Origin of the sequence: Klebsiella sp. GW_Kp181, from assembly GCF_040062315.1 — a bacterium.
In the GTDB taxonomy this organism is placed as follows: Bacteria; Pseudomonadota; Gammaproteobacteria; order Enterobacterales; family Enterobacteriaceae; genus Klebsiella; species Klebsiella oxytoca.
In genome coordinates this window covers 117,196-131,242 of sequence record NZ_JBEAFR010000053.1, presented here as the reverse complement: position 1 = coordinate 131,242, position 14,047 = coordinate 117,196, and the positions used below count along the sequence as shown (strand labels likewise).

Here is a 14,047-nt window from a genome sequence, read left to right as displayed (position 1 = left end):
ACGTTGTTTGCTACTCAGAGGCCCGCCAGAGCGGGTCTTTTCGCAGAGGTGCAGGGTGAAAATTGCCATATTATCCCGGGATGGAACGCTTTATTCATGTCGACGCCTGCGCGAAGCCGCGCAAAAACGCGGTCATCAGGTGGAAATCCTCGATCCGCTTTCCTGCTATATGAACGTCAGCCCGGTGGCCTCGTCAATTCACTATAAAGGCCGCCAGCTCCCGCATTTTGACGCCGTGATCCCGCGTATCGGCACGGCGATCACCTACTACGGCACCGCGGCGCTGCGTCAGTTTGAGCTGCTCGGCAGCTATCCGCTGAATGAATCGGTAGCCATCACGCGCGCCCGCGACAAGCTGCGTTCGCTCCAGCTGCTGGCGCGCCAGGGCATCGACCTGCCGCTCACCGGTATTGCCCACTCGCCGGACGACACCAGCGATCTGATCGCCATGGTTGGCGGCGCGCCGCTGGTGGTCAAGCTGGTGGAGGGGACGCAGGGGATCGGCGTTGTGCTGGCCGAAACGCGCCAGGCGGCAGAGAGCGTCATTGACGCTTTTCGCGGCCTGAATGCGCATATTCTGGTTCAGGAGTATATCGCCGAGGCGAAAGGCCGGGACGTGCGCTGCCTCGTGGTGGGTAATGAAGTGGTCGCGGCGATTGAGCGGCGGGCCAAGGAGGGCGATTTTCGCTCCAACCTGCATCGCGGCGGCGTAGCCTCGGTGGCGCTTATCAGCGAGCAGGAGCGTGAAATGGCCATTAAGGCGGCGCAAACGCTCGGGCTGGACGTGGCGGGCGTGGATATACTGCGCGCCACGCGCGGACCGCTGGTGATGGAAGTGAACGCTTCTCCGGGGCTGGAGGGGGTTGAAACCACCACCGGCGTCGATATTGCCGGCAAGATGATCGCCTGGATTGAACGACAAGCGACGCCCGGATTTTGTCTGAAAATGGGGGGATAGCTGCCTTTCGCGACACCGTCATGGAATACGGCGCTTTTTTTGCGTAAGCTATGGCGTCGCATTTTTCACAGTAAGAGGTCACAGGTCATATGGATTCACTGGTCGTTCCGGGTCTTGATACGTTACGTCAATGGCTCGACGAATTGGGCATCAGCTTTTTTGAGTGTGATTCCTGCCAGGCACTGCACCTGCCGCATATGCAAAATTTCGAAGGCATTTTTGATGCCAAACTTGACCTGGTTGATAACGTGGTGCTTTTCTCTGCGCTGGCTGAGGTGAAACCCTCCGCGCTCCTGCCGCTTTCCGCCGATCTTTCTGCGATTAACGCCAGCTCGTTGACGGTGAAAGCTTTCCTCGATATTCAGGATGATAATCTGCCGAAACTGGTGGTTTGCCAGGCGTTGACCGTCGGCGTCGGCGTGACGATCGATCAGTTTGCATGGTTTTTCCGTCAGAGCGAAGAACAGATATCGATGGTCATCCTTGAAGCCAGCGCTAACCAGGTGCTGTATAAGTCTGAGGAAGAAGAGCCGATAGCTGAGAATATTCAGTACCATTTTCTTCACTGAGGCTGGCGAAAAATAGCGCAGTCACTGCCATGGTGGCTGCGTATTACCCGCGATTATTCTGTTGTTAACCTTCCTGTAAAGAATTTTTCACCGCCATTCCGCCGTTTTCGGCTTATCACATAGACCCTTATTGCATAAAAAATTGATAAAAGCCGTTTTTTCTCCTGGGCTATAGCCTCTTATTCTGGCTACAGTTATTCTGACGCTGCTTCCAGTTGCGGGCAACCATTCCGGGAGAGGTCCTCTCTCCTTTTCTTAGGCATTGAAAAAATATGCATGATTATTGCATGCGAACAAGTGCGTATATTCAGCCCGCTTGTTAACGGGCATTGAGAAGGAATAAGAGATATGACCGCCTTTGGTAAAAAATGGTTAACAGGTCTGGTTACGGGTGCGCTGATGGCCGTCTCTGCCGGTTCGCTCGCAGCCGAACAAAAAACCCTGCATGTATATAACTGGTCTGATTATATTGCCCCGGATACGGTGGCGAATTTTGAAAAAGAGACCGGTATTAAAGTGGTGTATGACGTTTTTGACTCCAATGAAGTGCTGGAGGGTAAGCTTATGGCGGGCAGCACCGGATTTGACCTGGTGGTGCCGTCGGCCAGCTTCCTCGAGCGCCAGCTGGCGGCAGGGGTGTTCCAGCCGCTGGATAAGAGCAAGCTCCCCAACTGGAAAAATCTCGATCCGGAAGTGCTGAAGCTGGTCGCGAAGCACGACCCGGACAATAAATACGCGATTCCCTACCTGTGGGCGACAACCGGCATAGGCTATAACATCGATAAAGTGAAAGCCGTGCTGGGCAAAGATGCGCCGCTGGACAGCTGGGATCTGGTGATGAAGCCGGAAAATCTGGAGAAACTGAAAAGCTGCGGCGTCTCCTTCCTTGATGCCCCGGAAGAGATTTTCGCCACCGTGCTGAACTACCTCGGTAAAGATCCTAATAGCGCCAAAGCCGATGACTACACTGGCCCGGCAACCGACCTGCTGCTGAAGCTGCGTCCGAATATTCGCTACTTCCACTCTTCGCAGTACATCAACGACCTGGCGAACGGCGATATCTGCGTCGCGATCGGCTGGGCGGGCGACGTATGGCAGGCGGCTAACCGGGCGAAAGAAGCGAAGAACGGGGTCAACGTTTCCTACTTTATCCCGAAAGAGGGCGCGCTGGCGTTCTTTGACGTCTTCGCTATGCCGGCAGATGCGAAAAACAAAGAAGAGGCTTATCAATTCCTGAACTATCTGATGCGTCCGGACGTTATCGCGCATATTAGCGATCATGTCTATTACGCTAACGGCAACAAAGCATCTACGCCGCTGGTCAGCGAAGCGATCCGCAGCAATCCGGCCATCTACCCGCCGGCTGACGTCTTCGCCAAGCTGTTCACCCTGAAAGTCCAGGATCCGAAAATCGATCGCGTGCGTACTCGCGCATGGACGAAGGTGAAAAGCGGTAAGTAATTCTCCGTGAGTTGTAGGCCGGATAAGCGTCGCGCTGCCGGCAACAGGCGCACCGTTATGGTGCGCCTGCACCATGATTTGATTTCTGCCGGAGAACACCCCGTGAATGATGTAATTCCTCGCCCGCAGGCGAAAACCCCCAAAGCGCTGACCCCGCTGCTCGAAATCCGTAATTTAACGAAGTCCTTCGATGGCCAGCACGCCGTCGATGATGTCAATCTCACCATTTATAAAGGCGAAATTTTTGCCCTGCTGGGCGCATCCGGCTGCGGCAAGTCAACCCTGCTGCGCATGCTGGCGGGATTCGAACAGCCTACCGCCGGGCAGATTGTCCTGGATGGCGTCGATCTGGCGCGGGTGCCGCCGTATCAGCGGCCGATTAACATGATGTTTCAGTCCTATGCGCTCTTTCCCCATATGACGGTGGAGCAGAACATCGCCTTTGGCCTCAAGCAGGACAAATTGCCTAAGGCTGAAATCACCAGTCGGGTGCAGGAGATGCTGGCGCTGGTGCATATGCAGGAGTTCGCAAAGCGTAAACCGCATCAGCTCTCCGGCGGTCAGCGTCAACGCGTGGCGCTGGCCCGCAGCCTGGCGAAAAGACCGAAACTGCTGCTGCTTGACGAGCCGATGGGCGCGCTGGATAAGAAGCTGCGCGACAGGATGCAGCTGGAAGTGGTCGATATTCTTGAGCGCGTCGGCGTCACCTGCGTGATGGTGACCCACGATCAGGAAGAGGCGATGACCATGGCGGGGCGTATCGCCATTATGAACCGCGGCAAGTTCGTACAGATCGGCGAGCCGGAGGAAATTTACGAGCACCCAACTACCCGCTACAGCGCGGAGTTTATCGGCTCGGTTAACGTCTTTGAAGGGCTGGTGAAAGAGCGCCAGGAAGATGGACTGGTACTGGATTCCCCGGGCCTGACGCATCCGCTGAAGGTCGATCCCGATGCCTCCGTCGTCGATAACGTCCCGGTGTGGGTGGCTCTGCGCCCGGAAAAAATTATGCTCTGCGAGGACCCACCGGCGGATGGCTATAACTTCGCGGTAGGTGAGGTTATCTATATTGCCTATCTCGGTGACCTGTCTATCTACCATGTGCGCCTGAAAAGCGGGCAGATGCTCAGCGCTCAGCTGCAGAACGAGCACCGTTACCGCAAAGGGGCGCCAACCTGGGGCGATGAAGTCCGTTTATGCTGGGACGCCGATAGCTGCGTCGTGCTGACGGTGTGAGGAGAGGGCAATGAGTACATTAGAGCCCCCGTCAGGCGTAAACAAACCGGGCGGTTTCGCGCTGTGGCTGGCGCGGCTGCAGATGGCCCACGGGCGCAAGCTGGTGATTGCGCTGCCTTACATATGGCTGATCCTGCTGTTCCTGCTGCCATTTCTGATCGTCTTTAAAATCAGCCTGGCGGAGATGGCGCGGGCGATCCCGCCCTACACCGATCTGCTGGAGTGGGCCGACGGCCAGCTAACGTTAACGCTGAATCTCGGTAATTTCCTGCAGCTTACCGACGATCCTCTCTATTTTGAGGCGTATCTGCAGTCGCTCCAGGTGGCAGGGATCTCGACGTTCTGCTGTCTGCTGCTGGGTTATCCGCTGGCGTGGGCGGTGGCGCACAGTAAGCCATCGACCCGGAATATCCTGCTGCTGCTGGTCATTCTGCCGTCATGGACGTCGTTTCTGATCCGCGTCTATGCCTGGATGGGGCTGCTGAAAAGCAACGGCGTGCTGAACAACTTCCTGCTGTGGCTGGGGGTTATCGACCAGCCTCTGGAGATCCTGCACACCAACCTGGCGGTCTATATCGGTATTGTTTACGCCTATCTGCCGTTTATGGTGCTACCGATTTATACCGCCCTCACGCGCATCGATTACTCGCTGGTTGAGGCGTCGCTGGATCTGGGTGCCCGGCCGCTGAAGACCTTCTTCCAGGTGATCGTCCCGCTCACCAAAGGCGGGATTATTGCCGGGTCGATGCTGGTATTTATTCCGGCGGTAGGGGAGTTCGTTATCCCGGAACTGCTGGGCGGCCCGGACAGTATTATGATTGGCCGCGTGCTGTGGCAGGAGTTCTTTAACAACCGCGACTGGCCGGTGGCCTCGGCGGTAGCGATCGTGATGCTGCTGTTGCTGATCGTACCGATCATGTGGTTCCACAAGCATCAGCAAAAACAGGTGGGGGAACACGGATGAATAATTTACCGGTAGTCCGTTCGCCGTGGCGAATCGTCATTTTGCTGCTTGGCTTTACCTTTCTGTATGCGCCGATGCTGATGCTGGTGATTTACTCGTTCAACAGCTCAAAGTTGGTGACGGTATGGGCCGGATGGTCGACGCGCTGGTATCGCGAGCTGTTTCATGACGATGCGATGATGAGCGCGGTAGGCTTAAGTCTGACCATTGCCGCCTGCGCCGCGACGGCGGCGGTGATCCTCGGTACCATTGCCGCAGTGGTGATGGTGCGTTTTGGCCGCTTCCGCGGTTCAAACGGCTTTGCTTTTATGATCACCGCGCCGCTGGTGATGCCCGATGTGATTACCGGCCTGTCGCTGCTGCTGCTGTTTGTCGCGCTGGGGCATTCAATTGGCTGGCCGTCGGATCGCGGCATGCTGACCATCTGGCTGGCGCACGTGACCTTCTGTACCGCGTACGTGGCGGTGGTCATTTCATCGCGCCTGCGTGAACTGGACCACTCAATCGAGGAGGCGGCGATGGATCTGGGCGCCGCGCCGCTGAAGGTCTTTTTCGTCATTACGCTGCCGATGATTATGCCGGCGGTGGTCTCCGGCTGGCTGCTGGCCTTTACGTTGTCGCTCGACGACCTGGTTATTGCCAGCTTTGTTTCCGGGCCGGGGGCGACGACGCTGCCGATGCTGGTCTTCTCCAGCGTGCGCATGGGGGTTAACCCGGAGATTAATGCCCTGGCAACGTTAATCCTCGGCGTGGTCGGCATTGTTGGTTTTATCGCCTGGTATTTGATGGCCCGCGCGGAAAAGCAGCGGGTGCGCGATATCCAGCGTGCAAGAAGCGGCTGAACCACCTAAAATCTGCAATAGAGTTAACATCGGCGCCGCATTTGTGGCGCCGTTTTCATGGAAGACTTTACGTTGGGATTGTTTACTAAAACGCGTTCGTCTCATGCTCGTCTTAACGTTCCTGCGCTGGTGCAGGTGGCGGCCTTCGCCATTATTTTAATCCGCGGCCTGGATTTGCTGATGATCCTCAACCAGCTTGGCGTTCAGGGAATCGCGGATTTTGTCCATCGCAGCGTGCAGACGTGGGCGCTCACCCTGGTGTTTCTCTCAAGTCTGGTGCTGGTATTTATTGAAATCTGGTGCGCGTTTTCGCTGGTAAAAGGGCGCAACTGGGCGCGTTGGCTGTTCCTGTTGACGCAGATTATTGTGATTGGCTACCTGTGGGCCGCTTCATTGGGCTACGGTTATCCTGAGCTGTTTAGCATTGCCGGTGAATCGAAGCGCGAGATATTTCGTTCTCTGGTGCTGCAAAAGCTGCCGGATCTACTGGTGCTGGCCATGCTGTTTGTGCCGGCCCCGTGCCGACGCTTTTTCCGTTTACAGTAACGGTGATACAATCCCCGCCCCTGTTTTTTTAAAGGTCTTGTTATGCACTGCGCACTCTATGACGCGGGCCGCTGTCGCTCCTGCCAGTGGCTGGAACTGCCGGTATCGCAACAGCTCGCCGATAAAATGGCCGATTTGCGCACGCTTCTCGCCGATGCCCCCGTCGCTGACTGGTGCGCGCCGGTTTGCGGCCCGGAAAGCGGGTTTCGCAACAAAGCGAAAATGGTGGTCAGCGGTAGCGTAGAGCGCCCGCTGCTCGGAATGCTGCACCGTGATGGCGCCCCGGAAGACCTCACCGATTGCCCGCTCTATCCGCCAGGCTTCGCCCCCGTCTTCGCTGCGCTCAAGCCGTTTATCGCCCGCGCCGGACTCACGCCCTATAACGTTGCCCGCAGGCGCGGAGAGCTGAAGTACATTCTGCTGACCGAAAGCCGGCTCGACGGCGGGATGATGCTGCGCTTTGTTCTGCGTTCGGAGACCAAGCTGGCCCAGCTGCGCGCCGCGCTGCCGGCGCTCCAGGCGCAGCTGCCGCAGCTGAAAGTGATTACCGCCAATATTCAGCCGGTGCATATGGCCATCATGGAAGGAGAGCGGGAAATTTTCCTCACCGACCAGCAGGCGCTGGCGGAAAACTTTAACGGCGTGCCGCTATGGATCCGCCCGCAAAGCTTCTTTCAGACCAACCCGGCGGTGGCCAGCCGGCTGTATGCCACCGCTCGCGACTGGGTGCGCCAGCTACCGGTTAATCATATGTGGGATCTCTTTTGCGGCGTTGGCGGCTTTGGTCTGCACTGCGCCACGCCGGAGATGCGCCTGACCGGGATTGAGATCGCCGCTGAGGCCATCGCCTGCGCCAGACAATCGGCGGCGCAGCTCGGCCTGCAGAATCTGCATTTCCAGGCGCTCGATTCCACGCAGTTTGCTACCGGCGAAGGCGAAATTCCCGATCTGGTACTGGTGAACCCGCCGCGTCGGGGTATCGGCGACGGACTGTGCGACTATTTAAACCGTATGGCGCCGGATTTTATTATCTACTCCAGCTGCAACGCCCGCACGATGGCGAAAGATATCGCCCGGTTGAATGGCTACCGCATCGCGCGCGTCCAGCTATTCGATATGTTCCCGCATACCGCCCACTATGAGGTGTTGACCCTGCTGGTTCGCGAAGTATAAACAAAATGTGAACTCTTCAGCCGGCAAAGATCGGGTAAGCTTGGCTTATCAGAACGTAAGAATAGCGGAGTGCTGCCGGTGGCAAAAAAAATTCTGTTGGTTGAAGATGATGAAGATATCGCTGCGCTGCTGCGCCTGAATCTGCTCGATGAGGGATATCAGATTGTTCACGTAGCGGACGGGGCGCAGGCCCTGCGGCAGCTGGAAAAGGATCTCTGGGATGCGGTGATCCTCGACCTGATGCTGCCGGGCGTTGACGGTCTGGAAATTTGTCGGCGTATTCGTCAGCAAACCCGCTATTTGCCGGTGATTATTATCAGCGCCCGCGCCAGCGAAACCCAGCGGGTGCAGGGCCTTGAAATGGGGGCGGATGATTATCTGGCCAAACCCTTTTCGATTCTCGAACTGACCGCCCGGGTCAAAGCGGTGTTTCGTCGCCAGGAGGCGATGGGGCAAAATTTGTTAATGGATGCCGGGCGTATCAATAGCCACGGCTTGAGCATCGATCCTCTATCCCGCGACGTTAAGCTGCGCGGCGAGATGGTGGATCTCACCCCGCGCGAGTTCGATCTTTTATACTATTTTGCTCGTCACCCCGGGGAGGTCTTTTCCCGTCTTGAGCTGCTCGATCGGGTGTGGGGCTATCAGCACGACGGCTATGAGCATACGGTCAATACCCATATCAACCGCCTGCGCACCAAAATTGAGCGCGACCCGGCCGAGCCGGACATCATTTTGACCGTCTGGGGTAAAGGCTATAAATTTGCCGTGGAGCGCAAAGAGGCGCAGCCATGATCCGCCGTCTCAGCCTCAGCCAGCGCCTGGCGCTGGTGTTTACCTCGTTACTGCTGCTTTGTGCGTTAGCCGTTTGCTTGATCCAGCTCTACAGCAGCGCGCAGTACGGCAACGTGATGGTCCAGCGTCTTTCCGCCGGTCTGGCGCAGCAAATCGCCGCTCGCGAGCCGCTGCTGGACGCTCAGGGGCAGGTTGACCGCCGGATGCTGAAACCGCTTTTCGACCGGCTAATGACCTTCAACCCCAGCGTGGAACTGTATCTGCTTTCGCCCGACGGCGAGCTGCTGGCCGACGCCGCGCCGCCTGGTCATATCAAACGCCAGCGCATCGATCTGGCGCCGGTGCAAACGTTCCTTTCCGGCGGCGCGTGGCCGGTATACGGCGACGATCCGCGCAGCCTTGATAAACAAAAAGTATTTAGCGTGGCGCCGCTGCGCCAGGACGGTCAGCTACGCGGCTATCTGTATATCATTCTGCAGGGCGAAACCTTTAATGAACTGGCGGCAAGCGCCTGGCTGAAAACACTGTCCAGCCTGCTGCTGTGGACTCTGCTGCTGGTGGCCGCTCTCGGCCTGCTGGCGGGACTGCTCGCCTGGCGGTGGGTCACGCGCCCGGTGCGTCAGCTCACCGCGCTGGTGGCTACGAATGAGCAGGACAGCATCCATGCGATTAAGGCGCTGGCGGCGCAAACCCCGGAGGCGAATCCGGGAAACGAAGTCGCCGTACTGCATAACCGCTTTATTGAACTGGCCCGCCAGATTGCCGGGCAGTGGGATCGTCTGGCCGATAGCGACCGTCAGCGGCGAGAGTTCGTTGCCAATATCTCCCATGATTTACGCACGCCGCTCACCTCCTTGCTGGGATATCTGGAAACGTTAAGCCTGAAGGCCGATCGCCTGACGATGGAAGAGAACAAGCAGTATTTGAATATCGCGCTGCGCCAGGGCAATAAAGTGCGCCATCTTTCTCAGCAGCTGTTTGAGCTGGCCCGCCTGGAGCACGGTGGGATTAAGCCGCAGCCGGAAACGTTCGTGCTGGCCGAGCTGGTGCAGGATGTGGCGCAAAAATTCGATCTGCCCGTCGCGACGCGCAATATCGGTTTGCAGCTGGAGCTGGCTGCCGGATTACCGCCGGTCACCGCCGATCTCTCAATGATTGAACGGGTGTTGACCAATTTGCTCGATAACGCCATTCGTCATACGCCGGAGGGGGGGGTTATTCGCCTGGCGGCTCGGCGGGCAGGGCCAGAGATTATCGTCGAGGTGGCCGATAGCGGGCCGGGCATCGCCGGCGAGCTGCGGGCAACCTTGTTTGAACGACCTTCGGTGCTGGAACCTGGCGCGCAAAGCGCATCGAGAGGAGGGTTGGGATTAATGATTGTCCGGCGGATGCTGCAGCTGCACGGCGGCGATATTCGCCTGCTTGAAGCGCCGGCAGGAGCCTGTTTCCAGTTTACCCTGCCGGTTTAAGGTGGCGGATTGGCCGCTCGGGATACAGGTTTAGCGCTGTCTGCTCAACGGTAGCCCGGGGAAGGCGTTTACGCCGCAACCCGGGGAATGCGCCGGGATGGAGACTTTGGCGTGGCTTCTTCCCGGGCTGCGCTGTGCTTGCCCGGGCTACGGGGCCACGGCTGTCTGCGGGCCGGTAGCCCGGACAGGCGCGTCAAGCGCCGCCTCCGGGAGGGTTTACTCCGGGAACCACTGCTTGCTGATTTTATCGTAGGTACCGTCAGCTTTAATCGCCTTCAGCGCGGCGTTCAGTTTTTCCAGCAGCGCTTTGTTATCCGGGCGTACCGCAATGCCGAGGCCGGTACCGAAGTACTGCGCGTCGGTGACTTTCGGCGTTGCCGCGCCCAGCTGCGGGTTGGTTTTCAGCCATTCGTTGACCACGGCGGTATCGCCAAACACCCCATCAATACGGCCATTTTTCAGGTCGATGAACGCATTCTGGTAGCTATCGTAAGCCACGGTTTTCACTTCCGGATGTTTATCCTGGAGGTATTTCTGGTGCGTGGTGCCGTTTTCCATCCCGATGCGCTTGCCTTTCAGATCGGCGAAAGAGTGGAAAGCATCTTTCTTCGAGATAACCAGCGCGGAGTTAGCGTAGTACGGGTCGGTAAACGCCACCTGCTTGCTGCGCTCCGGGGTAATGTCCATGCCGGAGATGACCGCATCATATTTCTTGAATTTGAGCGCCGGGATCAGGCTGTCGAAGGCATGGTTGGTAAAAGTACACTCGGCCTGCATCTGTTTGCACAGCGCGTTGGCCAGGTCGATGTCGAAACCGGCGATTTGGTTATTGGCGTCCATCGATTCAAACGGTGGGTAAGTTGCAGAAACGCCAAAGCTGATTTTTTCTGCGGCAGCGGCGCCAAAGGCGAAAGAACTAAGCAGTGCGGCCAGAACTAACTTTTTCATCTTGGAACTCCCGTCGGTAAATCTTATGTTGTTGTGCCGTGTCTGCGGCTGGCAGTAACAATGCCACTAAATGAATTTATATTCAATAAATATGGATATTTATTTGGTTGGAATAAAAAAAGACGGGTAATTCAGTGAACTACCCGTCTTGATTTGGCTGGATATGCGTTTTTAATTGCGTCGCTCAAAGGCCAGCGCTTTATGTTCCACCAGACGCATCAGTAGCGTCAGCAGGCCATTGACCACCAGATAAACGATGCCGGCGGCGCCGAACACCATTACATCATAGGTGCGTCCATAGAGCAGCTGGCTGTGGCCCATCACTTCCATCAGGGTAATGGTGTAGGCCAGGGACGTGCTCTTGAACACCAGCACCACTTCATTGGAGTAGGAGGAGAGGGCGCGTTTAAAAGCGTACGGCAGCAGGATCGCCAGCGTATCCTTCTTACTCATCCCCAGCGCGCCGCAGGATTGCCACTGGCCGTCCGGAATGGCGCGGATTGCGCCATAGAACAGCTGGGTGGTATAAGCGGCGCTGTTAAGAGAAAGGGCAATCAGCGCGCAGAGCCAGGGCTCGGAAATCAGATGCCAGAGCAGCGGATACTCCTGCAGCGACGGAAACTGGCCCGGGCCGTAGTAAATCAGGAAGATCTGCACCAGCAGCGGCGTGCCGGTAAACAGCGTGATATAGCCGCGCACGACCCACACCAGCCCCGGGGTTTTTAACGTCAGGATGATGGTGAAGATTAGCGACAAAATCAGCGCCACGACGATCGAGGCCGCGGTCAGCGTCAGGCTGGTATGCAGCCCTTTTAGCAGTTCGGGTAAGTAATCAAGCATCAGCCTGGTCTCCGTTCGAAGCGCGTCGCTCGCTGATCAATACGTTTCAGAATGTACTGACTCAACAGGGTGATGACCAGATAGATTGCTGCCGCGATGATATACCAGTTAAACGGCTCCTGGGTTCGGGTAGCGATACTTTTGGTTTGCAGCATCAGATCGTTGACGCTAATGAGGCTCACCAGTGCGGTATCCTTCAGCAGCACCAGCCACTGGTTACCGAGGCCCGGCAGCGCGTGGCGCCACATCTGCGGCATCACCAGGCGAAAGAAAATAGCGGCTTTTGATAATCCCAGCGCCTGACCGGATTCCCATTGCCCCTGCGGAACGGCTTTAAGCGCCCCGCGCAGCGTTTGCGATGCGTAAGCGGCATACAGCAGAGAAAGCGCGATAGCCCCACACAGGAACGGGCTGACGTCAAAATTTTCAATCTGCATCTGTACCGGGATCTGCACAATGCCGAGATTAATAGTAAAGCCGTCAGAAAGGGTCAGCAGCAGCTGAGAGGAACCAAAATAGATAAACAGAACTACCAGGATTTCCGGTAGTCCGCGCAAAAGGGTGACAATGCCGGTTGCGAGCCAGGCGACCGGGCGCAGCTTCACCGACTCGAGGACGGCAAACAGCATCGCCAGCACCAGACCGATGATCAGGGCGCAAACGGCAAGGCCGACGGTCATCCCGGCGGCGCTTGCTAATGGAAAAAATTCGTTCATTCAGCGTTACTTCTGGAACCATTTGTTATAGATAGACTGGTAAGTCCCATCGCTCTTCACTTTTTCCAGCGCAGCATTAAATTTCTGCTGCAGCTCGGTATTGTCCTGGCGCAGCGCAATGCCGAGACCGGTGCCGAAGTAGTCTTTATCGGTGACTTTGTCGCCGACTGCTCCCAGCTTCGGATTGCTCTTCAGCCATTCGGTCACTACTGCGGTATCGCCAAACACGGCGTCAATACGGCCGTTCTGCAGGTCCAGCTTCGCGTTCTGGTAGCTGTCATAAGGAACGGTAGTGATTTCCGGATGTTTGTCGGTGATGAATTTCTGGTGAGTGGTGCCGTTCTGCACGCCGACTTTTTTGCCTTTCAGCTGATCGATGCTGGTGAATTTACCCTGCTGGCCGACGAACAGCGCAGAGTTTTCATAGTACGGGGTCGTGAACAGCACCTGCTTTTCACGCTCAGGGGTGATATCCATCCCGGCCATTACCGCGTCGAAACGGCGGAACTTCAGGCTGGGGATCAGGCTGTCGAAAGCCTGATTGGTAAAGGTGCAGGTCGCATCAATCTCTTTACACAGCGCGTTCGCCAGATCGACGTCAAAGCCGACAATTTTGTTATTAGCGTCGATCGATTCAAACGGAGGGTAAGAGGCCTCGGTGGCGAAACGAATGGTCTGGGCAGCGGTAGCGGAGAGGCTCATGCCCGCAAGAAGAGCGGCAATCAGTACTTTTTTCATCGTCATTTCCCCGAAAACATCAATGTGAAAGATAGTTTTTAAACGCGTCGGTCTGCGGATGCGCGAAGCTGCCGGCATCACCTTGTTCAACGATATGGCCGTTTTCCATATACACCACGCGGCTTGCCGTTTTACGCGCCACTTCCACTTCGTGGGTGACGATGACCTGCGTAATGCCGGTTTCAGCCAGTTCGCGGATAATACTGACGATCTGGGCGGTGATTTCTGGATCGAGCGCCGCCGTAGGTTCATCAAACAGCAGAACCTGCGGTTCCATCATCAGGGCGCGGGCAATGGCGACACGCTGCTGCTGGCCGCCGGAAAGATGTAGCGGGTAGCGATCGCTATAGGGTTTCAGGCGCAGACGTTCGAGCAGCTTTTCTGCGCGCGCTAAAGCCTGATCTTTGCTTAAACCGAGCACGCGGCAAGGCGCTTCAATCAGGTTTTGCTGCACGGTCAGATGCGGCCACAGATTGTACTGTTGGAACACCATACCGACGTTCTGGCGCAGCTCGCGGATGGCTTTGTCAGAAGGCGCTTTGGTAAAGTCGAAATGGTTCCCGGCGATGTGCAGCGTGCCGGAACGCGGCATCTCCAGCAGGTTAAGAACGCGCAGCAGCGAGCTTTTTCCGGCACCGCTTGGGCCGAGCAGCACCAGCGTTTCCCCCTGCGGGCAATCCAGCGTGATGTCGAACAGCGCCTGGTGCGCGCCGTAGAAGCAATTAATGCCGTTTAATTTAATGCTCATCTGGGCAGTCTGATACAAATAGCAATTGAGGCCGCAAATAGTAC

General features: G+C 56.9%; 15 protein-coding genes. 10 read left to right on the top strand and 5 right to left on the bottom strand.

Features of this window, described 5'->3' with window-relative positions; all coding sequences use genetic code 11:
• Positions 1–55: 55 nt before the first annotated feature.
• The 10 genes from rimK (at position 56) to ABLV11_RS11650 (ending at position 10,013) form a co-directional block, all read left to right on the top strand.
• Positions 56–958: a 30S ribosomal protein S6--L-glutamate ligase gene (gene rimK, locus ABLV11_RS11695; RefSeq protein ID WP_004100575.1), complete on the top strand. Its 903-nt coding sequence runs from the start codon at positions 56–58 to the stop codon at positions 956–958.
• 89 nt (positions 959–1,047) lie between these two features.
• Positions 1,048–1,527 carry a YbjN domain-containing protein gene (locus ABLV11_RS11690; protein WP_004100577.1) on the top strand — a complete coding sequence of 160 codons (480 nt, stop codon included), beginning with the start codon at positions 1,048–1,050 and terminating at the stop codon, positions 1,525–1,527.
• A 348-nt stretch (positions 1,528–1,875) separates the two neighbouring features.
• A complete protein-coding gene (gene potF / locus ABLV11_RS11685; RefSeq protein WP_004111825.1) occupies positions 1,876–2,988 on the top strand; it encodes a spermidine/putrescine ABC transporter substrate-binding protein PotF in 1,113 nt (370 codons plus the stop codon).
• 102 nt (positions 2,989–3,090) lie between these two features.
• Positions 3,091–4,224 (top strand): putrescine ABC transporter ATP-binding subunit PotG, encoded by a 1,134-nt coding sequence (gene potG / locus ABLV11_RS11680; RefSeq protein WP_004134592.1) that lies wholly within the window; start codon positions 3,091–3,093, stop codon positions 4,222–4,224.
• A 10-nt stretch (positions 4,225–4,234) separates the two neighbouring features.
• Positions 4,235–5,188, top strand: coding sequence for a putrescine ABC transporter permease PotH (potH, locus tag ABLV11_RS11675; RefSeq protein WP_004100583.1), 954 nt, complete (start codon positions 4,235–4,237; stop codon positions 5,186–5,188).
• Positions 5,185–6,030, top strand: coding sequence for a putrescine ABC transporter permease PotI (gene potI, locus ABLV11_RS11670; RefSeq protein WP_064373587.1), 846 nt, complete (start codon positions 5,185–5,187; stop codon positions 6,028–6,030). Before potH ends, potI begins: the two co-directional genes overlap by 4 nt.
• A 57-nt stretch (positions 6,031–6,087) precedes the next feature.
• Positions 6,088–6,576, top strand: a complete 489-nt coding sequence (locus tag ABLV11_RS11665; protein ID WP_004100588.1) for a YbjO family protein — start codon at positions 6,088–6,090, stop codon at positions 6,574–6,576.
• A gap of 42 nt (positions 6,577–6,618) precedes the next feature.
• Positions 6,619–7,749, top strand: a complete 1,131-nt coding sequence (rlmC, locus tag ABLV11_RS11660; RefSeq protein ID WP_023320631.1) for a 23S rRNA (uracil(747)-C(5))-methyltransferase RlmC — start codon at positions 6,619–6,621, stop codon at positions 7,747–7,749.
• Between the two features lie 78 nt (positions 7,750–7,827).
• The gene (locus ABLV11_RS11655; RefSeq protein ID WP_004100592.1) at positions 7,828–8,544 is read left to right on the top strand and encodes a response regulator transcription factor; all 717 of its coding nucleotides are present in this window, start codon (positions 7,828–7,830) and stop codon (positions 8,542–8,544) included.
• The gene (locus ABLV11_RS11650; RefSeq protein WP_004100593.1) at positions 8,541–10,013 is read left to right on the top strand and encodes an ATP-binding protein; all 1,473 of its coding nucleotides are present in this window, start codon (positions 8,541–8,543) and stop codon (positions 10,011–10,013) included. Before ABLV11_RS11655 ends, ABLV11_RS11650 begins: the two co-directional genes overlap by 4 nt.
• Positions 10,014–10,229: 216 nt before the next feature.
• Here ABLV11_RS11650 and artJ read toward each other — a convergent pair whose 3' ends face one another.
• From artJ to artP, 5 genes are all read right to left on the bottom strand, one after another.
• Positions 10,230–10,961 (bottom strand): arginine ABC transporter substrate-binding protein ArtJ, encoded by a 732-nt coding sequence (artJ, locus tag ABLV11_RS11645; RefSeq protein WP_017146217.1) that lies wholly within the window; start codon positions 10,959–10,961, stop codon positions 10,230–10,232.
• A 171-nt stretch (positions 10,962–11,132) separates the two neighbouring features.
• Positions 11,133–11,801, bottom strand: coding sequence for an arginine ABC transporter permease ArtM (gene artM / locus ABLV11_RS11640; RefSeq protein ID WP_004100597.1), 669 nt, complete (start codon positions 11,799–11,801; stop codon positions 11,133–11,135).
• Positions 11,801–12,517, bottom strand: a complete 717-nt coding sequence (gene artQ / locus ABLV11_RS11635; RefSeq protein ID WP_004100599.1) for an arginine ABC transporter permease ArtQ — start codon at positions 12,515–12,517, stop codon at positions 11,801–11,803. Before artQ ends, artM begins: the two co-directional genes overlap by 1 nt.
• Before the next feature lie 6 nt (positions 12,518–12,523).
• Positions 12,524–13,255: an arginine ABC transporter substrate-binding protein ArtI gene (artI, locus tag ABLV11_RS11630; RefSeq protein ID WP_126488860.1), complete on the bottom strand. Its 732-nt coding sequence runs from the start codon at positions 13,253–13,255 to the stop codon at positions 12,524–12,526.
• A 19-nt stretch (positions 13,256–13,274) separates the two neighbouring features.
• Positions 13,275–14,003 carry an arginine ABC transporter ATP-binding protein ArtP gene (gene artP / locus ABLV11_RS11625; protein ID WP_126488861.1) on the bottom strand — a complete coding sequence of 243 codons (729 nt, stop codon included), beginning with the start codon at positions 14,001–14,003 and terminating at the stop codon, positions 13,275–13,277.
• Between the last annotated feature and the right edge of the window lie 44 nt (positions 14,004–14,047).